This window comes from Streptomyces camelliae, assembly GCF_027625935.1.
GTDB lineage: Bacteria > Actinomycetota > Actinomycetes > Streptomycetales > Streptomycetaceae > Streptomyces > Streptomyces camelliae.
On sequence record NZ_CP115300.1, the window covers coordinates 5,833,234 to 5,859,750 of the forward strand.

The window sequence follows — 26,517 nt, forward strand, 5'->3', positions numbered from 1 at the left end:
GGTCACTGCTCCAGGTTGTTGTCGATGGTCTTGGTGGCCGTGTTCCAGGCGTCGTCGGCCGACTTGCCCTTGGTCACCAGGATGACGCCGTTGTCCGTCAGGCCCTGCTGGATGATCTGGTCCTTCGGGCCGATCGGCTGGGTCGGGATGGACTTGGCGGCCTGGGCGAAGATCGTGCCGATCGGGGCGTCCCCGGTCATCTGGTTCTTCGCGCCGGTGACCTGGGACATCGCGTACGCGGACGGTGCGCTCGGGAAGCTGCCCTGGACGGCGAAGAGCTTGGCCTGCTGGGCGGGCGCGGTCAGCCAGGTCACGAACTTCTCGGCCTCGGTGACGTTCTTGCCGGACTTGGGCACGGTCAGGAACGTGCCGCCCCAGTTGCCGGCCTGCGGCGCCTGGGCCACGTCCCACTGACCGGCGGCGTCCGCCTTCGACTTGCCCTTGATGTAGCCGAGCATCCACGGCGGGCAGGCCACCGAGGCGAACTTGCTGTTGGAGATCAGCTGGTCCCAGCCCGGCTGGAACTGCGGCTGCGACTGGACCAGCCCGTCCTTGGCGGCCTGCGCGGTCAGGTTGAAGGCGCTCCGCACGGCCGGGTTCGACTTGTAGATGACCTTGCCGGAGGCGTCGTAGAACTTCTGGCTGGCACTGCTGAGGATCGCGTTGAGCAGACCGCCGGGGGAGTCCATGAAGGTGGTGCCGCTGGGCGCCTTCTTCTTGTACTGCTCTCCGGTGGAGACGAGCTTGCTCCAGTCACCGGCCCACAGCTTGGACACCTGGTCGCGGTCGGAGGGCAGGCCGGCCGCCTTGAACAGGTCCTTGCGGTAGCAGATCGCCATCGGCCCGATGTCGGTGCCGAGGCCGATGGTCTGGCCGTCCTTGGTGGTGGCCTGCTGCCACTTCCAGTCCAGCCAGTTGCTCTTGTCGACACCCGCGACCTTGGACAGGTCCTCCAGCTTGCTCGCCTGGGTCTGCACGACCTCGGCGATGTTGCCGACTTCGACGGCCTGGACGTCCTGCAGACCGCTGTTGGTGGTGAGGTGGTTGACCAGGGCCGGGTAGTAGTTCTCGTTCTTCTCGATCACGTTCTCCTGGATCGAGATGTTCGGGTGCAGCTTCTCGTACTCGGTGTAGAGGCCGGCCTCCTTGAAGCCCATGGTGCCGAACAGACCCAGGGTGATCGTGGTCTTGCCCTTGCCGCCGCCGTCGCCCGAGGTGTCGGACTTGCTGCCGCTGTCGTTGGCGCAGCCGGTCAGCAGACCCGTGGTCATCGCGGCCACGGCCGCGAGGGCCCCCAGCCTGCGAGACCGGCGGATGCTCGTGCGCATTGCGTCCTCCTGTTGCCTGACGTGCCGACCCCCCGGCCAACTGCACTGTTGGGCCCGTCTGTCACTCGCTGCGGCTCGGGCGGGGAACGTGCGGGACGTGTATGTGTCAGGTAGTGTGGGAGCGCTCCCACAAGTGATGTGTTGAAGGGTCGTCGGTTCGAGGCGGGGTGTCAAGGGAGTGGGCGCGGAGGAGTGCGTTCAGTTATCGGGCTGTTAGTCGGGGGCGGAGGTCCGGGGGCGGTAGCCCCATGGACGGCAACCGGACGAGCGGTGCTGTTACATTCGGCCAGCACAGAGAGCGGCGGAAAGGCGGAGCCCATGGCAAGCCACGGAGCGCGGGGCCGGAGCGGTGGGCGGCCCACGCTCGAAGAGGTCGCCGCACGGGCCGGGGTCGGCCGGGGCACGGTCTCACGGGTGATCAACGGCTCGCCCCGGGTCAGCGACGCCACCCGCGCCGCGGTCGAGGCGGCCGTCGCCGAACTCGGCTACGTCCCCAACACCGCGGCCCGTGCACTGGCCGCCAACCGCACGGACGCGATCGCCCTGGTCGTCCCCGAACCGGAGACCCGCTTCTTCGCCGAGCCGTACTTCTCCGACATGCTGCGCGGTGTCGGCGCCCAACTCGCCGACACCGAGATGCAGTTGCTGTTGACCTTCGCGGGCAACGACCGGGGACGGCAGCGCCTGGCCCAGTACCTGGCCGCGCACCGGGTCGACGGCGTCCTGCTCGTCTCCGTCCACGCCGACGACCCGCTGCCCGACCTGCTGGCCCAGCTGGAGATCCCGGCCGTGATCAGCGGCCCGCGCTCGGCCGGCGAGACGCTCACCTCGGTGGACTCGGACAACTACGGCGGCGCCCGCCTGGCCGTGGAGCACCTCCTGGCCCGGGGCCGCCGCCGGGTCGCCCACATCACCGGCCGCCTGGACGTCTACGGCGCCCAGCGCCGCGTCGACGGCTACCGCGACGCCCTGCGCGACGCGGGCCACGGGGTGGACGAACTCCTCATCGAACCCGGCGACTTCACGGAGGAGGGCGGCCGGCGCGCGATGACGGCACTGCTGGCACGCCACCCCGACCTGGACGCGGTCTTCGCCGGCTCGGACGTGATGGCGGCGGGCGCCCGTCAGGTGCTGCGCGAGGCGGGCCGCCGTATCCCCGAGGACGTGGCCCTGATCGGCTACGACGACTCCGCCATCGCCCACCACATGGACCCGCCGCTGACCAGCGTCCGCCAGCCCATCGAGGAGATGGGCCGCGCGATGATCGACCTCCTCCTCGCGGAGATCGCCGACCGCCGCCCGGCCGCCTCGCGCGGGCTGGAGCGTCGGCATGCGGTGCTGCCGGCGGAGCTGGTGGTGCGGGCGTCGTCGTAGCATTCGGGCTGCCGCTGGTCCTCGCAGGGGTGGCGGACATCGACGCAGGAGCCTCCTCGGAGTGGTATCGCATCACGTACCGACTCAAGGCTCGCGCTGGACTACGGTCACAGGCGACCCCAGGCCACGAAGGCGGCCAGGGCGATGTAGATCAGGTCCACCAGGACGAGGTGGAGTTCGTGGCGGTGGAGGCGGGTGAGTGCCGCGCCGATCATGAGCAGGACCAGACCGGCGGCGGCCAGTGGGACCAGGACCGGAGCGATGCCGAACACGGCGGGCAGGATCAGGCCCGCCCCGCCCAGGATCTCCAGGGCGCCGATGGCCCTGACACCGCCGGAGCTGAAGTCGTTGACCCATTCCCCGGCGGCTCCGGCGGCGGCGATCTTCTCCTTCGGTGTGGCCAGCTTGTAGCTGCCGCCGAAGATGTAGGCGGCGGCCAGCAGTCCGGCGACGATCCACAGAGCGACGTTCATGAGGTTTCTCCCTGCCGGGTGGTTGCCTGTGCGCTGTCGCCCCTCTAGGACAAGAGACCCCGGCGTCCTGTGAAAGGAAGAGATGTGATGCGCGTCACCGCGGAAGCGGACGCCTACGGATACCGGCCGCTGCTGTTCTCCATCGCCTACGGGATGACCGGATCCGTCGGCGACGCCGAGGACATCGTGCAGGACGCTTTCCTCGGCCTGACCCGGGCGCACCGGGCCGGGACCACGGTCGGGAACGTGAAGGCGTACCTGACCACGGCGGTCACCCGGCTCGGCATCAACCACCTGGGCTCGGCGCGGGTACGGCGCGAGACCTATGTGGGCGACTGGCTGCCGGAGCCGGTCGTCACGACCACCGACCGGCCCGGACCGGCCGAGCACGCCGAACTGGCCGACTCACTGTCGATGGCGTTCCTGGTGCTGCTGGAGATCCTGACCCCCGTGGAGCGCGCGGTGTTCGTGCTGCGCGAGGTCTTCGGGTACGGCTACCCGGACGTGGCCGGGATCGTCGGCAAGTCCGAGGCGAACTGCCGGCAGATCTTCGCCCGTGCGAGGAAGCGGGTTGCCCCCGACGGGCGGCCGGCCGAGCCGGTGTCGCTGCCGGTGCGGCGGGCCGAGGGTGCGGAGCTCGCCCGCAGGTTCTTCGAGGCCGCCGACAGCGGTGACATGGACGCGCTGCTCGGCCTGCTCGCCCCCGACGTGGTGTTCCAGGGCGACGGCGGCGGCAAGGCACAGGCGTTCGGGACGTCGGCGGCGGAGCCGCGGCGCGTCGTCCGGATGCTCGTGGGCGGCTTCCGCCGGGTCCGGACGCTCGGGGCCGCCTTCCGGCCGGCCTGGGTCAACGGCCGGCCGGGTGCCGTGGCCTACGACGCCGAGGGGCGCGTGGCGAGCGTGGTCGAACTCGACATCGCCGACGGCGTGATCCGGGCGATCCACGCCCTGACCAACCCCGACAAGCTCGCACACCTCGGTCCGGTGTCCGACATCGGGCTGCTGGCGGGCGAGGAGGCGAACCGGCGTAGGGGCGGCGGCTGTTGAGCCGTGGGTTTGGATCAAGACGCGACCGGTTTCGCTGAGGAGAGCCCCAGGCGTGAGCGACCACGCGCCCCTGACCGGACCATCGGCCGAGGGCGCGGCGGCGTACGTGGACGTCGATCTGTACGACCCGGAGCGCATCCTCGCGGCCGCCGCGGAGACACTCGACGCGGCCGCCGCGCAGACACTCGACCTGACCCGTCCCACGGCGCTGATCCTCAGCGGCATCCTCGGCCATGTCGCCGACCACGACGAGGCTCGCTCGCTCGTCCGCCGGCTGCCGGACGGTCTGCCCTCCGGCCGCTTCCTCTGTGTCAACGACGACATCGCGGGGTGGGCCGTAAGCCCTGAGAAGCAGTTCGGCCGGTGGGCCGCTTGCGCGGGCCACCGGCCGACTGATCAGGGTGAGTGACGGGACTCGAACCCGCGACATCCTGGACCACAACCAGGTGCTCTACCAGCTGAGCTACACCCACCACGACCGGTGGTGGAACTTGTCGTTTCCCCGACCGGCCGAGAAGAAGTCTACAGGGTCCGAAGGGGTGCTCGCGCACACGTTTTCGCGAGCACCTTTCCCGGGCCCTACTGCGCGGGCAGGACGTGCTTGGCGGCGATCGCCTTCGCCGTGTCGGAGTCGGGGCCGGGCTGGGGCACGAAGACGGCCTCGCGGTAGTAGCGCAGCTCGGCGATCGACTCGCGGATGTCGGCGAGGGCCCGGTGGTTGCCGTTCTTCTCCGGGCTGTTGAAGTACGCCCTCGGGTACCAGCGGCGGGCCAGCTCCTTGATGGAGGAGACGTCCACGATCCGGTAGTGGAGGTAGTCCTCCAGGGTCGGCATGTCGCGCAGCAGGAAGCCGCGGTCGGTGCCGACGGAGTTGCCGCACAGGGGGGCCTTGCCGGGCTCCTTCACGTACTCCTTCACATACGCCAGCACCTGCTCCTCGGCGTCCTTGAGGGTCGTGCCGTTCGGGAGCTCGGCGAGCAGCCCGGACGCGGTGTGCATCTGACGCACCACCTCCGGCATCGTCTCCAGTGCCTGGTCCGGCGGGCGGATGACGATGTCCACCCCCTCGCCGAGTACGTTCAGCTCGGAGTCGGTGACGAGGGCGGCAACCTCGATGAGAGCGTCGTCGGACAGCGAGAGGCCGGTCATCTCGCAGTCGATCCACACCATGCGATCGTTCATGCGACCACCCTAAAGCGGGCCGGTGTTTTTCGGTCCCCCTGTGCGGAGTGCTCTGCGGGGAAGCGCGAGAGCTGACCGAGGGGGCGGGACGGGCCCGCCCCCTCGGTCACTCTCAGCTCCCGTGCCTCGGCCCCGGCAGCAGGCTCACCGCGCCCGCCGGAGTGCGGCGGCTCTGGATCGGTACGCCGCTGTCCGGGTGCAGGAGGGCCGGTACGTGGCCGACCGGGCCCGGGGCGGGCAGGCCCGTGGGTGCGCCGGATACGGGGACCGAGGGTTCCGGCTCACCCGGTTTGTCGCCCTGCGGCCGGCGGGCGCGATAGGCGGCCCGGTAGGCGGCGGGGGACGAGCCGAGCTGGCGGCGGAAGTGGCCGCGCAGGGCCACCGGCGAGCGGAAGCCGCAGCGGCCCGCCACCTCGTCCACGCTGTAGTCCGACGTCTCCAGGAGGCGCTGTGCCTGCAGGACGCGCTGGGTGATCAGCCACTGCAGGGGTGCGCTGCCCGTGAGCGAGCGGAACCGGCGGTCGAACGTACGGCGGCTCATGTAGGCGCGTGCCGCCAGCGTCTCCACGTCGAACTGCTCGTGGAGGTGTTCCAGTGCCCAGGCGACGACCTCGGCGAGCGGGTCGGCGCCGATCTCCTCCGGTAAAGACCGATCGAGGTAGCGCTCCTGGCCGCCCGACCGGCGCGGCGGGACCACCAGGCGCCGGGCGAGCGCGCCGGCCGCCTCGTTGCCGTGGTCCGTCCGCACGATGTGGAGACAGAGATCGATTCCGGCCGCCGTACCCGCTGAGGTGAGCACGTCACCGTCGTCCACGAACAGTTCCCGTGGATCGACGTGCACCGACGGATAGCGCTTGGCCAGTGTCGGTGCGTACATCCAGTGGGTGGTCGCCGGGCGGCCGTCCAGCAGGCCCGCCGCCGCGAGGACGAAGGCGCCGGTGCACAGCCCTACGATGCGGGCCCCCTCCTCGTGCGCCCGGCGGAGTGCGTCGAGCGCCTCCTCCGGTGGCGGTGAGGTGATCGACCGCCAGGCCGGTACGACGACCGTCCCGGCGCGGGAGATCGCCTCCAGCCCATGCGGTGCGGTGAGTTCCAGGCCCCCTGTGGTCCGCAGTGGGCCTTCCTCGCCGGCGCACACCAGCAGTCGGTAGCGCGGTACGCCGGCGTCCTGGCGGTCGATTCCGAACACCGACAGCGGAATGGAACTCTCGAAGATGGGGCCGCCGCTGAACAGCAGCACCGCGACGATCTCCTTGCGGCGGCGCCCGGAGAGTTTCCGGGCCGCGGCTTCCGGCGCGGCAGTGGAGTCGTGGCTCATACTGCTAAGCCCCCCTCGGTGGTCGCGGCTCCTCGGTTGTGTCGCTCCTGCACGTTTCCCCTCGGTCCTGCACGAGTCCCCCGCCGTAAGACAGTCAAGATCGAATCTACTGGCTACCGCGGTCTCACGGTGGCCGGTTCGACACGCCGGACATTGTCGACATGACAACTTGGCGTGAAGCATTCGATCACGAAGCGTTGCACTCGCGAGGGGTGTAGGGAAGTGCGCCTTGTGGCAGTGGCCGAACCGCGTAGGGTGCGCAGCCGCTCGTGGACCCTTTCCGTGCAGGTCAAACGGGGGTTGGGGGGTGCCCTGGACCCCCCTGGGGCGACATTGAGAAGTTGGCCGAAAAGAGACGTTCGGGGGTGCGGAAACAGGTCAGTCGACCGGTGTCTGTCCCCGGTTGTGAGGTCTGCCGCTTTGCGCACCGAAGCGTTCTGCCTGCCGGCCGGCGAGGTGCCGGCCATGGCTCGCCCGGTTCAACGCCCGTTCGACCGGACGGTCACCGTTCGCTCACCATCCGTATGGATGCGGATCCTGTCCGTACGGATGTGGAGCCTGTGCAAACCGCCTGTACGGGCCAGCAACCATTGCGTTACGGGCGCGGCTCGTGCATGCTCCGGTGAACCCCTACGGACGTCGGGGGGCCGCTTACGGAGCGTGCGCGGGATCTGGGCTCAGGAGGCGTGCCGCCGTACCCTTGGGGGTATGGGGTTGGGAAGATGTTTCCCGGACACGGCTCTGGGAACGGCTCCACCACACACTTCCGTCGCACACTGTCGTCCCCACCCATAAAGGATCACAACGCCGAGACAGCCATGGCCGGTCACGAATTCTTCGAACCAGCGGACCGCAAGCGGCCGGTCGCCGACCCCACGGCGGCCGATCCCCAGGCGGCGGCAGAGCCACGTCCATCCTGCGACCCCGCGTTCCGGCACGGAGTCGTCGTCGGCTTCGACGGCTCCACCTCCAGTGAGCGCGCCCTCGCCTACGCCATCGGGATGGCCCATCGCTCCCACTCCGGCCTGATCATCGTCCATGTCGCCAACCGGCTGCCGTCCACCGTGTGGGCCGGCTGCGAGCCGCCCGTCTTCGTCGACGTGCCGGACCACCGCACGGAGGTCCTCGGGCTGGAGCTGGCCTGTGCGGACTATCTGGCCGAGGTGCCCTGGATCCTGGTCGAGCGGGGCGGGGACATCTGCCACGAACTCGAAGAGGTGGGGCGGGAGTACGAGGCGGACGCGATCGTCGTGGGCTCCACGCACGGCCTCGTCGGCCGGATCTTCGGCTCCGTCGCCGGCCGCCTCGCCAAGCGGGCGCAGCGGCCCGTGATCGTCATTCCGTGACGGTCGTCCCCTGAGCTCCTCAACTCCCTTTGTGCAGCGCGAAACTACTCGCGCGTAGAGGTGGTTTGTGCCCTTGTGAAGGGCATATATCGGTCACCCGCACAACAGCACAGCATGAAGGGAGCCCGCCGTGGACAACGGGAGTACTACGGTGGTCGGCCGACTCGCCCTGGGAATCACCCTGTTGGCGTTCGGCCTCGGTACGACAGGCGTGATCCACGGTGTGGCCGCGTCCGACGCCGTGTCAGTGGCCCACTATGTGGGCGGAGTTGCTCTGTTCCTGGTCGGCCTGCTGGCCTTCCGTGGCGGTGACGGCGTTTCCGGCACGGGCTTCGCGGCCCTCGGCGCGCTGTGGTTCACCTGGGCGGTCGGCGGTCATTCCTCCGCCAACGCGGCCGGACTCTTCCTGCTCCTCTTCGCCCTGGTGGCGCTCACCCTGACCCTCGCGGGCGGGGACAGCCTCGGTCAGGTCATGCACGGGCTGCTGTTCCTGGCGATGCTGGTGCTGGCCGTCGCGGCCTTCGCCGACAGTTCGTCTCTGGCCAAGGTGGGCGGCTGGGTCGCCGCTGTGTCCGGTGCGGTGGCCTGGTACGCGGCGACGGCGGCGCTGGCGCACTGGCCGACGGCGCTTCCGGGCCGTGCCGCCCGCCGGGGGGTGACGGCCACCGGCTGACATGCAGCGGCACTGAAAGGACCCCCACGTGCTTTGGTGGCACACGTGGGGGTCCCCTTTTTGCGCCTAAACCGGCGCCGCTCTCGCGGACGTGGTCGCTCGCCGTGGGGGTTGCTCAATTATCGCTTCGGCGGTCGGTGGATTTCCTACTCCACCGTCACCGACTTGGCGAGGTTCCGCGGCTTGTCGATGTCCCGGCCCAGGGCCTTCGCCGTGTGGTACGCCAGGAGCTGGAGCGGGATGCCCATGAGGATCGGGTCCAGTTCGTCCTCGTTCTTCGGGACGACGATCGTCTGGTCCGCCTTCTCCTGGTGCTGGTGGGCCACCGCGAGGATCTTGCCGCTGCGGGCCTTGATCTCCTCCAGGGCGGCGCGGTTCTTCTCCAGCAGGTCGTCGTCGGGGACGATCGCGACCGTCGGCAGGGCCGGCTCGATGAGGGCCAGCGGGCCGTGCTTCAGCTCGGAGGCGGGGTAGGCCTCGGCGTGGATGTAGGAGACCTCCTTGAGCTTCAGGGAGGCCTCGCGGGCCACGGGGTAGCCCCGGACACGGCCGATGAAGAGCATCGAGCGGGCGTCGGCGTACAGCTCGGCCAGCTCCTTGATCTGCTCCTCCTGCTTGAGGATCTCGGTGATCTGGTCCGGCAGCTTGCGCAGGCCCTCGATGATCCGCTTGCCGTCGCGGACCGAGAGGTCGCGGGTGCGGCCCAGGTGCAGGGCGAGGAGGGCGAAGGCCACCGTCATGTTCGTGAAGCACTTGGTGGAGACCACGCAGACCTCCGGGCCCGCGTGGACGTAGATCCCGGCGTCCGCCTCGCGGGCGATCGCCGAGCCGACCACGTTGACGACGCCGAAGACCCGGGCGCCCTTGCGCTTCAGCTCCTGGACGGCGGCGAGGACGTCGTACGTCTCACCGGACTGGGAGACGGCGACGTACAGGGTGTCGGGGTCGACGACCGCGTTGCGGTAGCGGAACTCGGAGGCCGGCTCGGCGTCCGCGGGGATGCGGGCCAGCTCCTCGATCATCTGGGCGCCGATCATGCCCGCGTGGTACGAGGTGCCGCAGCCGAGGATCTTCACGCGGCGGATCTGCCGGGCCTCGCGGGCGTCCAGGTTGAGGCCGCCGAGGTGCACGGTGGAGAAGCGGTCGTCGATGCGGCCGCGCAGCACGCGGTCCACGGCGTCGGCCTGCTCGAAGATCTCCTTGTGCATGTAGGTGTCGTGGCCGCCCATGTCGTACGACTCGGCCTCCCACTCCACCGTCGTGGGCTCGGCGGTGGTGCGCGTGCCCTCGGTGGTGTAGGTGCGGAAGTCGTCGGCCTTGAGCGTGGCCATCTCGCCGTCGTCCAGGGTCACTATCTGGCGGGTGTGCATGACCAGGGCGGCGATGTCGGAGGCGACGAACATCTCCTTCTCGCCGATGCCGAGGACGACGGGGGAGCCGTTGCGGGCCACCACGATGCGGTCGGGGAAGTCGGCGTGCACGACGGCGATGCCGTAGGTGCCCTCGATCACGCGGACCGCCTGGCGGACCTTGTCCTCCAGCTTCTCGGCCGTGGAGCGGGCGATCAGGTGGGTGAGGACCTCGGTGTCGGTCTCGGAGAGGAACTCGACGCCGTCCGCCTCCAGCTTGCGGCGCAGGTCGGCGGCGTTGTCGATGATGCCGTTGTGCACGACGGCGACCTTGTTGTCGGCCGACATGTGCGGGTGGGCGTTGACGTCGGAGGGGGCGCCGTGGGTGGCCCAGCGGGTGTGGGCGATGCCGGTGGTGCCCTTGAAGCGCGCCGGGACCTTGGCCTCCAGGTCGCGCACCCGGCCCTTGGCCTTGACCATCTTCAGACCGGGCGTCTTCGGGGAGCTGACGACGATGCCCGCGGAGTCGTAGCCGCGGTACTCCAGCCGCTGCAGGCCTTCGAGCAGCAGCGGGGCTACGTCACGCTTCCCGATGTATCCGACAATTCCGCACATATACAGGTATCCCTCAGCCTGGCATCTCAGCCGTAGACCATGCGGCGCAGCTGCCTGAGCGTCAGCTCCGGCGGCGCCACCGCCCGGTATCTCAGGTCCGCCTCGATCCGTTCGAAGATCTCCGCGTTGACCAGGCCCTGGACCTGGAGTTCGCGGTGGCGGCGACGGACGAAGTCCTGGGTCGTCTCGTCGAAGTAGGCGAGCACGTCCTGGATCACCCGCAGCGCCTCGCCCCGGTTCAGGGGCGTGGATCGCGTCAGATGATCAACAAGTTCGTCGTGCACCCGTAGATCCTGAGCCACCGGCGCCGGTTTCGCAAGAAACGTGCCCGATTTCGGGCAGGCCCCTGTCAATGGCGCTGTTGGATCTCTGTTCGCAAGCCGTCCATGCTGTGTCCTGCGTCTCGTTGCCCGGACCCACGAGTTTCGGACGCCATGGACATTCCTCGTATGGGAGTACCGGACCAGCTCGCCGAGCGCATGAGCATGGCCGAACAGCACGAGTACCTGCGCGCGAGATTCTCGCGGCGCAATCTGATCAGAGGCGGCGCCGTCACGCTGGGCGCCGTCACGGGCGGCGCGTTCGTGACGGGCGCCACCGCCCAGGCCGCCGTACCCACCCAGCGCACCGCCCCGGCCACCGAGCGGGTCGACGGCGCCCTCGTCGCCCCCTTCGGCCGCCACCTCGCCTACGGCAACGACCCGCGCACCGAGATGACCGTCTCCTGGCAGGTGCCGGTCGCCGTGCAGAAGCCGTTCATCCGCATCGGCGCCCACCCCTGGGACCTCTCCCGCAAGATCGAGGCCGAGGTCCGCGCCCTCTACACCCCGGCCGGTGTCGGCGCGAGCGGCGACCACACGCAGTACTACCTGCACGCCAAGCTCACCCACCTGCGCCCCGGCAAGACCTACTACTACGGCGTCGGCCACGAGGGCTTCGACCCGGCCGAGCCGCACCTGCTGGGCACCCTGGGCACCTTCACCACCGCCCCCGCCCACAAGAAGCCCTTCACCTTCACGGCCTTCGGCGACGAGGGCGTGGGCTACCACGGCCTGGCCAACAACGCCCTGATCCTCGGCCAGAACCCGGCCTTCCACCTGCACGCGGGCGACATCGCCTACGGCGACCCGGCCGGCCAGGGCAAGTCCACCGACACCGGCTTCGACTCGCGCACCTGGGACCAGTTCCTGTACCAGACCGAGTCGGTCGCCAAGCAGGTCCCGTGGATGGTCTCGTACGGCAACCACGACATGGAGGCCTGGTACTCGCCCAACGGCTACGGCGGCGAAGAGGCCCGCTGGACCCTGCCGGACAACGGCCCGGACGCGAAGAACCTGCCCGGCGTCTACTCCTTCGTCCACGGCAACACGGCGATCATCTCGCTGGACCCCAACGACGTCTCCTTCGAGATCCCGGCGAACCTGGGCATCTCCGGCGGAACCCAGACGAAGTGGTTCGAGAGCCAGCTGAAGCGGTTCCGGGCCCGGGACGACATCGACTTCGTCGTCGTGTTCTTCCACCACTGCGCGTACTGCACGTCCACGGCGCACGCCTCGGAGGGGGGCGTGCGCCAGGAGTGGGTGCCGCTGTTCGAGAAGTACCAGGTGGACCTGGTCATCAACGGCCACAACCACCAGTACGAGCGCACCGACGTCATCAAGGGCGACAAGGTCACCAAGAAGCTCCCGATCGGCGGCACCGCCTACCCCGAGACCGAGGGCGTGGTCTACGTCACCGCCGGCGCCGCGGGCCGCAGCCTGTACGCGTTCAGCGCCCCGGACTCCTACGAGGGCCACGAGCACGAGGTCGACTCGGTCGCGTCCTTCATCAACACCAAGGACGGCAAGGTCAACGAGACGGTCACCTGGTCCCGGGTGCGCTACCTCAACTACTCCTTCCTGCGCGTGGACGTCTGCCCCGCGCCGAAGGGCCGCCAGACCACGCTGAAGGTGTCGGGCATCGCCGAGACCGGCGACCGCATCGACCACTTCACGGTGTCCCGCACCGCGAAGTAGCTCCCCCGGCCCACGTGGGCGGTCCTCACAGGCGCTTGAGGACCGCCTGCTTGGCCAGCGTGAACTCCTCGTCCGTCAGCACCCCGTCCCGGTGCAGTTCGCCCAGCTCGCGCAGCCGGCGCAGCAGCGTGTCGTGGTCGTCCCCGGCGGGCGCCTTGTCGAGCACCGGCGGGTCCTGCGGCACGTCCGCCTCCGGCGCGGCGGGGTGCGGCAGCCGGGCCTGGACGGCCGCCGCGACCAGGGCCATCAGCGGGTCCTTCTTGAAGCCCCACAACTCGACGGCGTTCGGGTCGTACTTGGGCGGTGCCGTGACCGGGGCGCCGCGCACCAGGAAGCGCAGGTGCCCGTTCTCCAGCCCGGCCGCCGGCTGCCACTCCACGCCGGTGATCTCCGTGACCGGTATGGCGCGGGGCCCGGCGGCGGCCTTGGCGTCCTCCGTCTTCCAGTTCCACTCCAGCCGGACCCGCTCCCCGTCGAAGCTCGCCGTGCCGTCCCCGGCGGAGGCGGCCACCGGAAGCGCCGGACCGGGCAGCAGGAAGGCGTCGACCGGGTCTGGCGGGATCCCGTCCAGCAGCAGCGCCTGGCGCACCTCGTCCGCGACGTACTCGGCGACGCCGTACCGGTCGGACTGCACCGGAAGCTGATACGGGTCGTCCCCCTCCGCGAGCCGCCCCGCGGTGGCCTGGGTCAGCGGGTCGGCGCCGTCGCGCAGCCGCAGCCTCAGCCGCCCGGACCTGCGCCCCTGCTCGAAGGAGACACCGGCCAACGCCCCCAACGGGACGAGGAGTTCGCCCAGCTCCCGGCGGAACAGGCTCACGTTCTTGTCCCGGCCCGGGGTGAGCCGCAGGGCCTCGCCGTCGAAGGCCCAGGTGCCGTCCTTCTGGATGATTTCCGCCATGGGGGGATTGTTTCACCGGATCTGCGGGACAGTGGTCTCGACCAGATCTGACGGTCGATCACATCCGAAGGGAGCGCTTGTGAGACGGAACCACAGCACAACTCCCCGAACACCCCGACTGCTCGGCTCGCTGCTGCTGGTGGCGGCGGCCGGGATCGTCACCCTCGGCGCCGCCCCCACGGCGCGGGCGGCCGCCACCCCCACCCCGCTGGACCGGGTCATTCCGGCCCCCGCCTCCGTGCAGCCGGGCGGCACGCCGTACCGCATCACCCGCGCCACCGGCGTCCGTGTCGACGCCACCCCCGAGGTCCGCCGCATCGGCGCCTACCTCACCGGCATCCTGCGGCCCTCCACCGGCTACCCGCTGCCCCTCACCGACCACGGCCCCGGTGGCGGCATCCGGCTCCACCTGGCCAAGGGCGACTACGGCGCCGAGGGCTACCGGCTGCACAGCGACGCGGCCGGCCTCACCCTCACCGCCAGCACCCCCGCCGGCCTCTTCCACGGCGTGCAGACGCTGCGCCAGCTCCTCCCGGCCGGCGTCGAGAAGCAGACCGTCCAGCCCGGCCCCTGGCGGATCGCCGGCGGCACCATCGAGGACCGCCCCCGCTACGCCTACCGCGGCGCGATGCTGGACGTCGCCCGGCACTTCTTCACCGTCGCCCAGGTCGAGCGGTACATCGACCAACTGGCCCTGTACAAGATCGACGAGCTGCATCTGCACCTCAGCGACGACCAGGGCTGGCGCATCGCCATGGACTCCTGGCCGCGCCTCGCCGCCTACGGCGGCTCCACCGAGGTCGGCGGCGGCCAGGGCGGCTCCTACACCCAGGAGCAGTACCGCGAGATCGTCCGGTACGCGGCCTCCCGCTATCTGGAGGTCGTCCCCGAGATCGACATGCCCGGCCACAGCAACGCGGCCCTCGCCTCCTACGCCCAGCTCAACTGCGACGGCGTGGCACCCCCGCTCTACACCGGCACCAAGGTCGGCTTCAGCTCGCTGTGCGTGCCCAAGAAGGTGACGTACGACTTCGCGGACGACGTCATCCGCGAGCTGGCCGCCCTCACCCCCGGCCGCTACCTCCACATCGGCGGCGACGAGGCCCGCTCCACCAGCCACACCGACTACGTGACCTTCATGGACCGGGTGCAGCCCATCGTGGCCACGTACGGCAAGACGGTCATCGGCTGGCACCAGCTCACCGGCGCCCACCCGGCCCAGGGCGCCCTCGCCCAGTACTGGGGCCTGGACAGCACCAGCGCCGCCGACAAGGAGCAGGTCGTCAAGGCCGCACAGAACGGCACCGGGCTGATCCTGTCCCCGGCCGACCGGGTCTACCTCGACATGAAGTACACCAAGGACACCAAGCTGGGCCTCACCTGGGCGGGCCTGGTGGAGGTGCGGCGGTCGTACGACTGGGACCCGGGCGGTTATCTGCCGGGTGTTCCGGCCTCGGCGATCCGGGGTGTGGAGGCGCCCCTGTGGTCCGAGACCCTGAAGACGAGCGCCGACATCGAGTACATGGCGTTCCCGCGCCTGCCCGGCGCGGCCGAGCTGGGCTGGTCGCCGGCGGCCACGCACGACTGGGACACCTACAAGGTGCGCCTCGCCGCACAGGCCCCGCGCTGGGACGCCCTCGGCATCGGGTACTACCGCTCGCCCCAGGTGCCCTGGCCGGCGAACTGAGCGAGGGGGTTCCGCAGGGTGCCGACGAGCTGGAGTGCGCCGGACGGATCGGCCAGGTCCACCATCTGCCGGTTGTCCCGCAGTTGCAGCCGGTTGAGGCAGGACAGCGCGAACTCCGGGGCGAAGATGTCGTACCGCCGGAATTTCCCGGCCAGTTCGGGCGCCGAAGCCTGATATGCGCGGGTGACCTCGGCGACCGTGCGCCAGAACTCGTCCTCTGACAGGACCCCCTCGGTGGCGAGATGCGCGGCGAGGAACCGGAAGAAGCAGTCGAAGACATCGGTGAAGACCGACAGCAGCTTCTTGTCGTCCGGGACCTCGACGCGGATCCGCCGTACCTCGGGCGGCAGTACGGCGTCCGGGTCCATCACCGCGATCTCCTCGGCGATGTCCTTGTAGACCGCCCGCCGTACGACCCCGTTCTCCAGGACCAGGACGACGTTCTCGCCGTGCGGCATGAAGACCAGGTCGTAGGCGTAGAAGCTGTGCAGCAGCGGGGTGTAGTACGCCCGCAGGTAGCGGCGCAGCCACTCCGTCGGGGGCAGTCCCGACCGCTCGATCAGCGCGCCCGCGAAGGAGGCGCCGGCGTGGTCCACGTGCAGCAGGGAGGCCATGGTCGCGAGGGACTCGCCGTCCTGGAGCGAGGGGACCGGGCTCTCCCGCCACAGCGCGGCCAGCATCTTGCGGTACGGCGAGTAGCGGTCGGTGGCCTGCTCGTACTCCAGATGCCGGTACCCGACGGCGGCCCGCTCCCGGATGATGCTCAGGCCGGTCGCTTTCAGCACGGGGTCGTTCTCGATCAGCTGGGCCAGCCAGTCGTTGATCGCCGGGGTCGCCTCCATGTAGGCGGCCGAAAGACCGCGCATGAAGCCCATGTTGAGCACGGACAGGGCCGTCTTCACATAGTGCTTCTCCGGATGGGAGCTGTTGAAGAAGGTCCGGATGGACTGCTGGGCCAGATACTCGTCGTCGCCCTCGCCGAGACAGACCAGGTGCCGCCGGGCCACCTCGGCGGCGAAGGTGACGGAGAGCTTGTTCCACCACTGCCAGGGGTGGACCGGGATGAGGAGGTAGTCGGCGGGGTCGAGGCCCTGCTCGGTGAGGGTCGAGCGGAAACGGTTCAGCGTCGGCTCGCCCAGTTCCTCCCGGAAGAAGTCCTCGTACGCGATCCCGGCGCCCGCCGTGAACGCGGCCCGCGAGCGGTGCGCGGCCAGCCACACCAGCCGGACCGGGCTCGCGGTCTCCGGGGCGTACGACAGATACTCGTGGATGCCGAACCCGAGCCGCCCGTTGTTCGCGACGAAGCACGGGTGGCCCTCGGTCATCCCGGTCTCGATCGCCTGGAAGCCGCTGCCGGCCAGCTCCGCGGAGCTGATGCGGGGCTTGGTCAGCTTGTAGCAGGTGCCGGAGAGGGTGGAGGAGATCTCCTCCAGGTAGACCGGCAGGATCTCGTCGCTCAGCCCGAGCGACTCCTTCAGCTCGATGAAGAAGTCGAGTGCGGCGAGCGGGAGTTCGGTGCCGTCCCGGTGCCGGGTGATGGACGCGGCGTCGACCTGCCAGTGGTCGAGGGCGCGGCGGACGGCCGAGAACCGGTACGCGGTGTTCCCGTCGTCACTGCGGACGACGTAACCCCCGTCCTCGCTTTCGGGATGGATCAGGCGCTCATGCGCGAACTCGGCGAGCGCCTTGCGTATGAGCAGGCGGTTGGCCGTCCCCCAGCGCTCGGGGGAGAGGTGGGCCACGGCGTCGGCGAGGGTCATGCGGTCACCGCCTTCTCGAACTGCTCGCGTGTGCAGAAGCTCAAGCGCGCCTTCTTCTCCGGCTTCTGGATCTCCCGCTCGGTCACGAACCCGACGGCCGCGTTCAGGGCGTGGACGGCGGTGTTGGCGATGTCCGGCTCGACGACGACACGCTCGTTCGCCGGGTCCGCGAAGAGCCGGGCCAGCACGGCGGTGATGACGGCCCTGGTGAATCCGTGCACAGGGGTGTCCGTCGCCGGCGTCAGGAAGTGCATGCCGACGTCACCCGGCAACGGGTCGTACAGGCCGACCAGTTCGCGGTGGGCGGGGTCGTAGTACTCCATGAGGAAGGCCGGTTCACCGCCCTGGAGCCCGAGCAGCGCGTGATGGTGCTCGTCGGCCGCGATCTCCATGTAGGCCCGCTCGACGTCCACCAGCGTGGCGTCCTGCATCATCCAGAAGGCCGCCTTGGGATGCGTGACCCAGGCGTGGAGGAGCTCGGCGTCCTTCAGCGGGTCCAGCGGCCGGAAGGTGAAGGTCATACGGCGAACTCCTGGAATGCGATGGTCTTCTCGACCGGGTAGTACTCGGTGCCGAGCAGCTCACGGATGATGTACGAGTTCCGGTACGCGCCCATGCCGAGGTCGGGGCTGGTGATGCTGTGGGTGTGCACGCCGGCGTTCTGGAGGAAGACTCCCCGGCCGGTCTCGTCGATCGTGTAGTTGCGGGCCACGTCGAAGTTGCCGTGCGCGTCGTAGCGCAGGCGGCCTCTGACCGGGGTCAGGAACTCCGGCTCGGTGTACCGGTAGCCGGTCGCCAGGACCAGGCCCTGGGACTGGAGCTCGTAGTCCTTCTCCTGCTCCTCCTGGCGGAAGGACAGCGTGTACGTGCCGTTCTCGTGCCGCGCGCCGGTCAGGGCGGAGTTGGTCAGCAGCCGCGTGGGCACGGGACCGCCGAGGTTCTTCTGGTAGAGCAGGTCGAAGATCTCGTCGATCAGGTCACCGTCGATGCCCTTGAACAGGCCCTTCTGCTGCTCGGTGAGCCGGTAGCGGGTGGCCTCCGGGAGCTCGCGGTAGTAGTCGATGTACTCCGGGGAGGTCATCTCCAGGGTGAGCTTGGTGTATTCGAGTGGGAAGAAGCGCGGGGAGCGGGTCACCCAGTTCAGCCGGTAGCCGTGGACGTCGATCTCGCTGAGCAGGTCGTGGTAGATCTCGGCGGCGGACTGGCCCGAGCCGACGATCGTGATCGACTCCTTCCGCTGCAGCTCCGCTTTGTGCTGTACATAGCGGGAGTTGTGGAAGAAGTCGCCGTCCAGGCCGCGCACCGCCTCCGGGTAGTGCGGGGAGGTGCCCGTGCCGAGGACGAGATGCCGGGCGCGGAATGTCTCGCCGGCCTCGGTGCGGACGACGTAGACCTCGTCCGCGTCCCCGTACGTCACCTCGGTGACCGTCGTGCCGAAGCGGACGCTGGTCAGCTTGTTCGCCGCCCAGCGGCAGTAGTCGTCGTACTCGACCCGCAGGGGATAGAAGTTCTCGCGGATGTAGAACGAGTACAGCCGGCCCTTCTCCTTCAGATAGTTGAGGAAGGAGTACGGCGAGGTCGGGTCGGCCAGGGTGACCAGGTCCGACATGAACGGGGTCTGGAGGTGGGCGCCGTCCAGGAACATCCCGGCGTGCCACTCGAAGTCCGGCTTGGACTCCAGGAAGACCCCGTTCAGTTCGGTGATCGGCTCGGTCAGACAGGCGAGGCCGAGATTGAAGGGGCCGAGCCCGATCCCCACGAAGTCATAGGTGCGGCTGGCTTCAGGAAGCGCGGTCAAGGGACTCTCCCAGGTACTGCTCGGCGTGGCCGGCGATCAGGTCGAGGACGGCGGCGATGTCGGCCGCGGTCGTCTCGGGGTTGAGCAGGGTGAACTTCAGGTAGTGGCGGCCGTCGGCCTTGGTGCCCGCGACCACCGCCTCGCCGGAGGCGAACAGGGCCTTGCGGGCGTAGAGGTTGGCGCGGTCGATCTCGGCCGGGTCGGTGACGGCCGCCGGGATGTAGCGGAAGACGAGGGTGGAGAGCGAGGGCTCCACGACGACGTCGTAACGGGGGTCGGCGGCCAGCAGCCTGAAGCCCTCCTGCGCCAGGTCGCAGACCTCGTCGAAGAGCTGCCCGATGCCGTCCGCGCCCATCACGCGCAGGGTCAGCCACAGCTTGAGGGCGTCGAAGCGGCGGGTGGTCTGGAGGGACTTGTCGACCTGGTTGGGGATCCGTTCGCGCACCATGCGGCGGGGGTTGAGGTACTCCGCGTGGTAGGTGGCGTGGCGCAGCGTGGCCGCGTCCCGGACCAGCAGGGCGGACGAACTCACCGGCTGGAAGAAGGACTTGTGGTAGTCGACGGTGACCGAGTCGGCGCGGTCGATGCCGGCGATGCGGTCCCGGTACTTCAGGGAGGCGAGCAGTCCGCAGCCGTAGGCGGCGTCGACGTGCAGCCAGGTGTCGTACTGCGCGCACAGTCCGGCGATCTCGGGGAGCGGGTCGATGGAGCCGAAGTCGGTGGTGCCGGCGGTGGCGACGACGGCCATCGGGACGAGGCCGTCGTACCGGCAGCGCTCCAGCTCGCGGGCGAGGGCGACGGTCCGCAGGCGCTTGTCGTGGTCGACGGGGATGGAGACCACCGAGTCGGCGCTCAGGCCCAGCAGTTTCGCGGCCTTCTGCACACTGAAGTGGCTGACCTCGGAGGCGAAGATGCGCAGCTTCGCCAGGCTGTCCCCCTTTTCCCACCCTGCCCGCCCTGGCTTGGCCTCTTCTCTCGCGAGCAGCAGTGCCTGGAGGTTGGACTGGGTGCCGCCGGAGGTGAACACGCCGTCGGCGGCGGGGCCGAGGCCGATCCGCCGGGCCGTCCAGTCGATGAGCTTGCGCTCGATGAGGGTGCCGCCGGCCGACTGGTCCCAGGTGTCGAGGGAGGAGTTGACGGCGGAGAGCACGGCCTCGCCGAGCACGGCCGGGATGACGACCGGGCAGTTGAGGTGGGCGAGGTAGCGCGGGTGGTGGAAGTAGACCGCGTCCTTCAGATAGACGTCCTCCAGCTCGTCCAGGACGGCGGCGGTGTCGCCGAGCGGCCGGTCCAGGTCGATGGCGTCGACGCGGGGGGCGAGGGCGTCGACGGTGACGCCGGTGAACGGACGGTCGGTGGTGGCGAGTTTGGCCGCCACCCGCTCGACTCCTTCGGTCACGGAGCTGCGGTAGTGCTCCGCGGTGAGGCCATTGAGCAGGTGCGAGCGCATGTGGGGGTCCTCCGAGGGACAGTCCGTGCGGGGGGCTTGGGTCTAACTTAGGTTAGCCTAACCTAAGTTATTTGGATCAAGGCGTGCCTCACCCGTGACAGCCGTCACGGGACGGCGGGTTACTCCGCCGCCCGCAGCTGTTCCTCGGTCATCCCCTGCCGCCAGTACCCGACGAACGTCACCCGCCGCCGGTCCACCCCGCGCTCGCCCACGAAGTGCCGCCGCAACGCCTTCACCTGCCCCGACTCGCCCGCGATCCACACGTACGGCCGCTCGGCGGAGGGGAGTCGGGCGGCTCGTACGGCATCGACGGCCATGGGGGCCCCGTCGTGCCGTACGAGCCACGTGATCTCCGCGTCCGCCTCGGTGCGCACGTCCTGGACGTCTTCGGCGTGCGGCACCTCCAGCCAGGCGCGGACGCGGGTGCCGGCCGGCAGCGACTCCAGGATGGCCGTCGCCGCGGGTACGGCGGTCTCGTCGCCCCACAGCAGGACGAGATCGGTGTCCTCGGGCGGGCGGAAGCGGATCGCGCGGTTGTCGGCGAGGACGGGCCCGAGCACCAGGACCCGGTCACCGGCGGCGGCGTGTGCGGCCCAGCGGGAGGCCGGGCCGGCGGGGGTGGGGGCGCCGGGCTCGATGCCGTGCAGCGCGAAGTCGATGTCGATCTCGACCGTGCTGCCTTCGGCGTTTCGGCGCAGCGACCGCAGCGTGTACGAGCGCATCACGGCCCGTACGTCGTCCGGCAGTTCACGCCAGGCCTGCCACCAGCCGTCCCCGAGATCCAGCGGAATGACGGGCTCCGGCTGGCCGGGGTGCGGCAGGAACAGGGAGAGGGACTGGTCTCGTCCGTCGGAGTGGAACGCGTGCAGACCGGCCCCGTCGAAGGTGACGCGGACGAGAGACGGCCCCAGCCGCCTCGTCCGTACGACCCGCAGGGAGAAGAATCGGAACGGGGCGGCTACGGCCGTCGTCATGGGGAGCTCCTCAGCTAACCTTCTTGGCTTTCTCCAGGGCCTCGGCAAGACTCGTCAGCAGCGGTACGCACTTGTCGTACGAGAGAATCGGCTCCGGAGACCGGGCGATGACCTGGCCCGCCTTCACCGCCGGCAGCTGCTTCCAGGTCGGCTTGGTGATGGCGGCGGGCTGCAGCGCGGACGACCGGTCGTCCATCATGATGATGTCGGCCGGGTACTTGTCGACGTTCTCCCAGCTCAGCGACTCGTACCAGCCGCCGCCCTGCTTCTTCGCGCTCTCCGGCGGCTCGACGAAGTGCACGCCGAGGGCCTTGAAGTACTCCAGGTCGATGGAGAGGTTGGTGCCGGAGACGTAGAAGAGCGGGTCGCTCGCGCTGCCGGCCATCACCTTGATGCCGGGCTTGGCCTTGGCGGCGGCGCGCAGCCGGGCGGCGGCGGCCTCGAACCGCTTCTTGGCGTCGGTCACCTCGGCGGCCTTCATGTCCGCGCCGAGCGACTCGGCGAGGTCCCACATGCGCTGCAGCGGCTCGGTGAGCTGACGGTCGTAGACGGAGATGCCGATGCTCGGGGCCAGCTGGGCGATCTTCTTCTTGGACTCCTCCGGGACGTACCAGAGGGTGCCCGCGTCGTCGAACATCGTCGTGATCAGCAGGTCCGGGGCGAGCGAGGCGTACTTCTCGATGTTGAACTGTCCCCAGGTGTTGCCGAGGACCGTCACCTTGCTGACGTCCATGTCACCGGCCTGCACATCGGCCTTGCCGTCCTTGGTGGTTGTCGGGCCGAAGACGCCCTTGACCTGGACGCCGTAGTCGTGGAGCGCGGCGCCGACGCCGGTGAACGCGACGATGTTCGCGGGGGCCTTGTCCAGCTTCACGGTCGTGCCGCGGTCGTCCTTGAAGGACCAGGGGCCGGACGCGCCGGACTCCTTCCCGCTGCCGGTGCCGCCGTCTTTGCCCTTGTCCCCGCAGGCGGCGAGCGCGGCGCCGAGACCGAGGGCGCCGCCCGCGGCGAGGATGCCGCGGCGGGTGGGGTGGGTGGCACGGGCAAAGGGCATGGGTGTGACTGCTTTCGAACGGGGCGAGGCGCCCGCCGGACAACTTCGAAGGTAGGTTAGCCTAACCTCACTAGATGTCCAGCGGGTGGTGGCGCCTCGCACCCGGACCCGAGTACGGCCTTCGGGCCGCCGCGGCTACCTCAGCCGGCCAGCCCCAACTCCCGTGCGATCAGCATGCGCTGGACCTCGCTCGTGCCCTCGCCGATCTCCAGGATCTTGGAGTCGCGCCACATCCGGGCCACCGGATACTCGTTCATGAAGCCGTAGCCGCCGTGGATCTGGGTGGCGTCGCGGGCGTTGTCCACCGCGATGGTGGAGGAGTACAGCTTGGCCAGGGCCGCCTCCTTCTTGAAGGGCTCGCCGGCGACCAGACGGGAGGCCGCGTCGCGCCAGGCCAGGCGGGCCGTGTGAGCCTTCATCTCCATGTCGGCGATCTTGAACTGGATGGCCTGGTTGGCACCGATGGGGCGGCCGAACGCCTCGCGCTCCTTGGCGTACTTCACCGACTCGTCCACACAGCCCTGGGCCAGGCCCGTCGCGAGCGCCGCGATGGCGATGCGGCCCTCGTCCAGGATGCGCAGGAACTGGGCGTAGCCCCGGCCCTCCTCGCCCAGCAGGTTGGCCGCCGGGACCCGGACGTCCGAGAAGGAGAGCTCGCGGGTGTCCGAGGCGTTCCAGCCGACCTTCGAGTACGGCGCCGCCACCGTGAAGCCCGGCGTGCCCGACGGGACGATGATCGAGGAGATCAGCGGCTTGCCGTCCGGCTTGCGGCCCGTCACCGCCGTGACCGTCACCAAGCCCGTGATGTCCGTACCCGAGTTGGTGATGAAGCACTTCGTGCCGTTGATCACCCACTCGTTCGTGTCCGGGTCCAGCCGGGCCGTCGTACGGGTCGCGCCCGCGTCGCTCCCGCCGTCCGGTTCCGTCAGACCGAACGCGCCCAGGATCTCGCCCGAGCACAGCCGGGGCAGCCACGCGCGCTTCTGCTCCTCGGTGCCGAACAGGTGGATCGGCATCGCGCCCAGCGAGACGCCCGCCTCCAGGGTGATGGCCACGGACGAGTCCACCCGCGCCAGCTCCTCCAGGGCGAGGCCGAGCGCGAGATAGTCGCCGCCCATGCCGCCGTACTCCTCCGGGAACGGCAGCCCGAACAGGCCCATACGGCCCATCTCGCGGACGATCTCGTACGGGAACTCGTGATGCTCGTAGAATTCGCCGATCTTCGGCGCCACGACATCGTGCGCGAACTCCTCCACCGTACGGCGGAGTTCTTCCAGCTCGGGGCTGAGACGGTGGTCCATGCTGATCACTGGTCCTTGTGGGAGAGAGCGCGGACGGTACGGGACGGGCTGGGCCGCCCCAGCTGCTCGGCCATCCACACGCTCGTGGCGGTCAGACGGCCGAGGTCGACCCCGGTCTCGATGCCGAGTCCGTGCAGCATCCAGACGAGGTCCTCGGTCGCGAGATTGCCGGTGGCCGACTTGGCGTACGGACAGCCGCCGAGCCCGCCGGCGGAGGCGTCGACCGTCGTGACCCCGTGCTCCAGGGCCGCGTAGGTGTTTGCGAGCGCCTGGCCGTAGGTGTCGTGGAAGTGCACGCCGATCTCGTCGGTCGGCACGCCCTCCTCGTTGAGCACGTTCAGCAGTTCCTGGACGTGGCCCGGGGTGGCCACGCCGATCGTGTCGCCGAGGCTCAGTTCGTCGCAGCCCATGTCCCGCAGGGCCGTGCAGACGGCGGCCACCTGGTGGATCGGCACCGCGCCCTCCCACGGGTCGCCGAAGCACATCGAGACGTAACCGCGCACGTGCGCGCCCGCCTCCTTCGCGCGGCGCACCACCGGCTCGTACACGCCCAGCGCCTCCTCCAGCGAGCGGTTGAGGTTGGCCCGCGCGAAGGACTCGCTGGCGCTGGCGAAGACCGCGACCCGCTCGGCGCCGAGCGCGAGCGCCCGGTCCAGGCCGCGCTGGTTCGGCACCAGCACCGGGAGGTCGGCCCGCACATCGGAGAGCATCGGGAACAGCTGCTCGGCGTCGGCCAGTTGGGGCACCCACTTGGGGTGCACGAAGCTGGTCGCCTCGATCGTCGTCAGCCCCGCGTCGGCCAGCCGGCGGATGAACTCCGCCTTCACCTCGGTCGGCACGGACGACTTCTCGTTCTGCAGCCCGTCGCGCGCGCCGACCTCGTGGATCCGCACCCGCGCGGGCAGGCCGCCGGCCGGTACGACCATGGGCAGTCCCTCGACGCTCACCGGGCCACCTCCCCTTCGACATCGTGCGGCGCGATCACGGCCAGCACCTGGTCCATGGCGACCGTCGTGCCCGGCGTGACGTCCAGCTCGGCGACCGTGCCGGCGTGCGGGGCGGAGATGACGTGCTCCATCTTCATCGCCTCCACCACCAGCAGGCTCTGCCCCGCCGTGACCTCGTCGCCGACCGCGACCTTCACCACGGTCACCGTGCCCGGCATCGGCGCGGTCAGCGAGTCGGCGCCCGCGTGCGCGGCCCCGGTCAGGGACGCGGCGACCGGGTCGTGATCGCGCACGTGCCAGACGTCGGCGTCCCGGCCCAGCCAGTCACCGGCCCGGTGGAAGGTGTGGCGGACGCCGTCGAGGGTGACGCTGACCGTGGTGTCGGTGACGGTGGCCGTACCCCGGGGGGTGTAGGTCACCGGGTCCTGGACCCGGAGGTGGAAGGCCGGCGGCTTCGGGGTGCCGCCGAGCCGCCAGCCGTTCGGCACCGAGAAGGGGTCCACCCAGCCCTCCGACCGTGGCTCCAGAGCCTTCGCCCGTACGGCGGCCGCGGCCTCGTAGACCGCCTCCGGTACGTCCGTCGGGACCAGCTCGTCCACGACCCGCTCGACCAGGCCCGTGTCCAGCTCGCCCGCCACGACCGCCGGGTGCGCGAGCAGCCGCCGCAGGAAGCCCGCGTTGGTCTGCACGCCCAGCGTGACCGTCTCCGCGAGGGCCGCCCGGAGCTTGCGCAGCGCCGTCGCGCGGTCGGGTCCGTACGCGATGACCTTGGACAGCATCGGGTCGTACAGGCTGCCCACCTCGGTGCCCTCGCTGAGCCCGGAGTCCGTGCGGACGCCGTCGCCCTGGGGTTCGTCGAGCAGCAAGACCGTGCCGCCGGAGGGGAGGAAGCCGCGTGACGGGTCTTCGGCGCAGATCCGGGCCTCGACCGCGTGCCCGGTCAGCCGTACGTCTTCCTGTGTGAAGCCCAGCTTCTCGCCGGCCGCGACGCGCAGCTGCCACTCCACCAGGTCCAGGCCGGTGACGAGTTCGGTGACCGGGTGTTCCACCTGGAGGCGGGTGTTCATCTCCATGAAGTAGTACTGGGTGGGGTCGCCGCCCGGCACGATGAACTCCACCGTGCCCGCGCCCCGGTACCCGCAGGAGCGGGCCGCCTGCACGGCCGCCTCGCCCATCGACGCGCGCGTGGCCGCGTCGAGGAGCACGCTGGGCGCCTCCTCGATGATCTTCTGGTGCCGCCGCTGGAGCGAGCACTCGCGCTCGCCGAGGTGCACGACGTTGCCGTGCCCGTCGGCCAGCACCTGGATCTCGATGTGCCGGGGCCGGTCGATCCACCGCTCCACCAGCAGGGTGTCGTCGCCGAAGGAGGCGCGGGCCTCACGGCGGGCGGCGGCGATCTCCTCCTCCAGGACCGTCATGTCCCGCACCAGCCGCATGCCCTTGCCGCCACCGCCGGCCGACGGCTTCAGCAGCACCGGAGCCCCCAACTCGCGGGCTGCCTCGGCCAGTTCGGGGTCGCGTCCGCCGGGCACGACCGGCACCCCGGCTGCCTTCACCGTCTCCTTGGCGCGGATCTTGTCGCCCATGAGCGCGATCGCGTCCGCCGACGGGCCGATGAAGACCAGCCCCGCCTCCTCGCACGCGCGCGCGAAGGCCGCGTTCTCGGCGAGGAAGCCGTACCCGGGGTGGACGGCCTGGGCGCCGGTGCGGGCGGCGGCCTCAAGCAGCCGCTCCACCGACAGATAGCTCTCGGCGGCCGGCGCCGGGCCGATCCGTACCGCCGTGTCGGCCTCCCGGACATGCCGCGCGTCGGCGTCGGCGTCGGAGAAGACCGCCACCGAGCGCACGCCCAGCGAGCGGAGCGTACGGATGACGCGTACGGCGATCTCGCCCCGGTTGGCGACCAGCACTGTGTCGAACACGGTTCC

The 26,517-nt window shown here is 70.1% G+C and carries 23 protein-coding genes and 1 tRNA gene; 7 read left to right on the plus strand and 17 right to left on the minus strand.

Annotation, left to right across the window (positions count from 1 at the left end; translation table 11 throughout):
* Positions 1-2: 2 nt before the first annotated feature.
* Positions 3-1,328 carry an ABC transporter substrate-binding protein gene (locus O1G22_RS26720; RefSeq protein WP_270083632.1) on the minus strand — a complete coding sequence of 442 codons (1,326 nt, stop codon included), beginning with the start codon at positions 1,326-1,328 and terminating at the stop codon, positions 3-5.
* A 318-nt stretch (positions 1,329-1,646) separates the two neighbouring features.
* Between O1G22_RS26720 and O1G22_RS26725 the strand changes: the two genes are divergently transcribed.
* A complete protein-coding gene (locus tag O1G22_RS26725) occupies positions 1,647-2,702 on the plus strand; it encodes a LacI family DNA-binding transcriptional regulator (RefSeq protein WP_270083633.1) in 1,056 nt (351 codons plus the stop codon).
* A 107-nt stretch (positions 2,703-2,809) separates the two neighbouring features.
* Here O1G22_RS26725 and O1G22_RS26730 read toward each other — a convergent pair whose 3' ends face one another.
* Positions 2,810-3,175 carry a DoxX family protein gene (locus O1G22_RS26730; protein ID WP_270083634.1) on the minus strand — a complete coding sequence of 122 codons (366 nt, stop codon included), beginning with the start codon at positions 3,173-3,175 and terminating at the stop codon, positions 2,810-2,812.
* Positions 3,176-3,262: 87 nt separating this feature from the next.
* Between O1G22_RS26730 and sigJ the strand changes: the two genes are divergently transcribed.
* Together sigJ and O1G22_RS26740 are read left to right on the plus strand one after the other, a co-directional pair.
* Positions 3,263-4,222, plus strand: coding sequence for an RNA polymerase sigma factor SigJ (sigJ, locus tag O1G22_RS26735; RefSeq protein WP_270083635.1), 960 nt, complete (start codon positions 3,263-3,265; stop codon positions 4,220-4,222).
* Positions 4,223-4,274: 52 nt separating this feature from the next.
* The gene (locus O1G22_RS26740; RefSeq protein ID WP_428986408.1) at positions 4,275-4,631 is read left to right on the plus strand and encodes an SAM-dependent methyltransferase; all 357 of its coding nucleotides are present in this window, start codon (positions 4,275-4,277) and stop codon (positions 4,629-4,631) included.
* Here the strand turns inward: O1G22_RS26740 and O1G22_RS26745 are convergent.
* The 3 genes from O1G22_RS26745 to O1G22_RS26755 all read right to left on the minus strand — a co-directional run bounded on the left by O1G22_RS26745 (position 4,623) and on the right by O1G22_RS26755 (position 6,722).
* A tRNA-His gene (locus O1G22_RS26745) sits at positions 4,623-4,695 on the minus strand. The two genes, O1G22_RS26740 and O1G22_RS26745, sit on opposite strands and share 9 nt — an antisense overlap.
* 106 nt (positions 4,696-4,801) lie before the next feature.
* Positions 4,802-5,404 (minus strand): oligoribonuclease, encoded by a 603-nt coding sequence (gene orn / locus O1G22_RS26750; protein ID WP_270083636.1) that lies wholly within the window; start codon positions 5,402-5,404, stop codon positions 4,802-4,804.
* A gap of 112 nt (positions 5,405-5,516) precedes the next feature.
* Positions 5,517-6,722, minus strand: a complete 1,206-nt coding sequence (locus tag O1G22_RS26755; RefSeq protein WP_270083637.1) for a helix-turn-helix domain-containing protein — start codon at positions 6,720-6,722, stop codon at positions 5,517-5,519.
* 818 nt (positions 6,723-7,540) lie between these two features.
* Here O1G22_RS26755 and O1G22_RS26760 point away from each other — a divergent pair.
* Both O1G22_RS26760 and O1G22_RS26765 read left to right on the plus strand, forming a co-directional pair.
* Positions 7,541-8,068, plus strand: a complete 528-nt coding sequence (locus O1G22_RS26760) for a universal stress protein (RefSeq protein ID WP_270083638.1) — start codon at positions 7,541-7,543, stop codon at positions 8,066-8,068.
* A 130-nt stretch (positions 8,069-8,198) separates the two neighbouring features.
* Positions 8,199-8,741 (plus strand): GPR1/FUN34/YaaH family transporter, encoded by a 543-nt coding sequence (locus O1G22_RS26765; protein WP_270083639.1) that lies wholly within the window; start codon positions 8,199-8,201, stop codon positions 8,739-8,741.
* Between the two features lie 146 nt (positions 8,742-8,887).
* Here the strand turns inward: O1G22_RS26765 and glmS are convergent, their stop codons facing one another.
* Both glmS and O1G22_RS26775 read right to left on the minus strand, forming a co-directional pair.
* Positions 8,888-10,705 (minus strand): glutamine--fructose-6-phosphate transaminase (isomerizing), encoded by a 1,818-nt coding sequence (gene glmS, locus O1G22_RS26770; protein ID WP_225096335.1) that lies wholly within the window; start codon positions 10,703-10,705, stop codon positions 8,888-8,890.
* 26 nt (positions 10,706-10,731) lie between these two features.
* On the minus strand, positions 10,732-10,989 hold the full coding sequence (locus O1G22_RS26775) for a hypothetical protein (RefSeq protein ID WP_225096336.1): 258 nt from the start codon (positions 10,987-10,989) through the stop codon (positions 10,732-10,734).
* Between the two features lie 165 nt (positions 10,990-11,154).
* On the opposite strand from O1G22_RS26775, the gene O1G22_RS26780 reads away from it, so the two are divergent.
* Positions 11,155-12,720 carry a purple acid phosphatase family protein gene (locus O1G22_RS26780; RefSeq protein ID WP_270083640.1) on the plus strand — a complete coding sequence of 522 codons (1,566 nt, stop codon included), beginning with the start codon at positions 11,155-11,157 and terminating at the stop codon, positions 12,718-12,720.
* A 25-nt stretch (positions 12,721-12,745) separates the two neighbouring features.
* On the opposite strand, the gene O1G22_RS26785 is transcribed toward O1G22_RS26780, so the two are convergent.
* Positions 12,746-13,618, minus strand: coding sequence for a DUF4429 domain-containing protein (locus tag O1G22_RS26785; RefSeq protein ID WP_270083641.1), 873 nt, complete (start codon positions 13,616-13,618; stop codon positions 12,746-12,748).
* Between the two features lie 79 nt (positions 13,619-13,697).
* Here O1G22_RS26785 and O1G22_RS26790 point away from each other — a divergent pair, with 79 nt between their 5' ends.
* A complete protein-coding gene (locus tag O1G22_RS26790) occupies positions 13,698-15,305 on the plus strand; it encodes a beta-N-acetylhexosaminidase (protein ID WP_270083642.1) in 1,608 nt (535 codons plus the stop codon).
* On the opposite strand, the gene O1G22_RS26795 is transcribed toward O1G22_RS26790, so the two are convergent.
* From O1G22_RS26795 to O1G22_RS26835, 9 genes are all read right to left on the minus strand, one after another.
* Positions 15,269-17,065 carry an IucA/IucC family protein gene (locus O1G22_RS26795; protein WP_270083643.1) on the minus strand — a complete coding sequence of 599 codons (1,797 nt, stop codon included), beginning with the start codon at positions 17,063-17,065 and terminating at the stop codon, positions 15,269-15,271. The two genes, O1G22_RS26790 and O1G22_RS26795, sit on opposite strands and share 37 nt — an antisense overlap.
* Positions 17,062-17,586, minus strand: coding sequence for a GNAT family N-acetyltransferase (locus O1G22_RS26800; protein ID WP_270083644.1), 525 nt, complete (start codon positions 17,584-17,586; stop codon positions 17,062-17,064). The genes O1G22_RS26795 and O1G22_RS26800 overlap by 4 nt, the downstream gene beginning before the upstream one ends.
* Positions 17,583-18,863, minus strand: a complete 1,281-nt coding sequence (locus O1G22_RS26805; RefSeq protein WP_270083645.1) for a lysine N(6)-hydroxylase/L-ornithine N(5)-oxygenase family protein — start codon at positions 18,861-18,863, stop codon at positions 17,583-17,585. Before O1G22_RS26805 ends, O1G22_RS26800 begins: the two co-directional genes overlap by 4 nt.
* On the minus strand, positions 18,847-20,313 hold the full coding sequence (gene desA / locus O1G22_RS26810; protein WP_270083646.1) for a lysine decarboxylase DesA: 1,467 nt from the start codon (positions 20,311-20,313) through the stop codon (positions 18,847-18,849). Before desA ends, O1G22_RS26805 begins: the two co-directional genes overlap by 17 nt.
* A gap of 119 nt (positions 20,314-20,432) precedes the next feature.
* Positions 20,433-21,287 (minus strand): siderophore-interacting protein, encoded by an 855-nt coding sequence (locus tag O1G22_RS26815; RefSeq protein WP_270083647.1) that lies wholly within the window; start codon positions 21,285-21,287, stop codon positions 20,433-20,435.
* Positions 21,288-21,297: 10 nt separating this feature from the next.
* Entirely contained in the window at positions 21,298-22,341 is a 1,044-nt protein-coding gene (locus tag O1G22_RS26820; RefSeq protein WP_270083648.1) for an ABC transporter substrate-binding protein, read from the minus strand.
* 140 nt (positions 22,342-22,481) lie between these two features.
* The gene (locus tag O1G22_RS26825) at positions 22,482-23,642 is read right to left on the minus strand and encodes an acyl-CoA dehydrogenase family protein (protein WP_270083649.1); all 1,161 of its coding nucleotides are present in this window, start codon (positions 23,640-23,642) and stop codon (positions 22,482-22,484) included.
* A 5-nt stretch (positions 23,643-23,647) separates the two neighbouring features.
* On the minus strand, positions 23,648-24,589 hold the full coding sequence (locus O1G22_RS26830) for a hydroxymethylglutaryl-CoA lyase (protein ID WP_270083650.1): 942 nt from the start codon (positions 24,587-24,589) through the stop codon (positions 23,648-23,650).
* A complete protein-coding gene (locus tag O1G22_RS26835) occupies positions 24,586-26,511 on the minus strand; it encodes an acetyl/propionyl/methylcrotonyl-CoA carboxylase subunit alpha (protein ID WP_270083651.1) in 1,926 nt (641 codons plus the stop codon). Before O1G22_RS26835 ends, O1G22_RS26830 begins: the two co-directional genes overlap by 4 nt.
* Positions 26,512-26,517 lie beyond the last annotated feature (6 nt).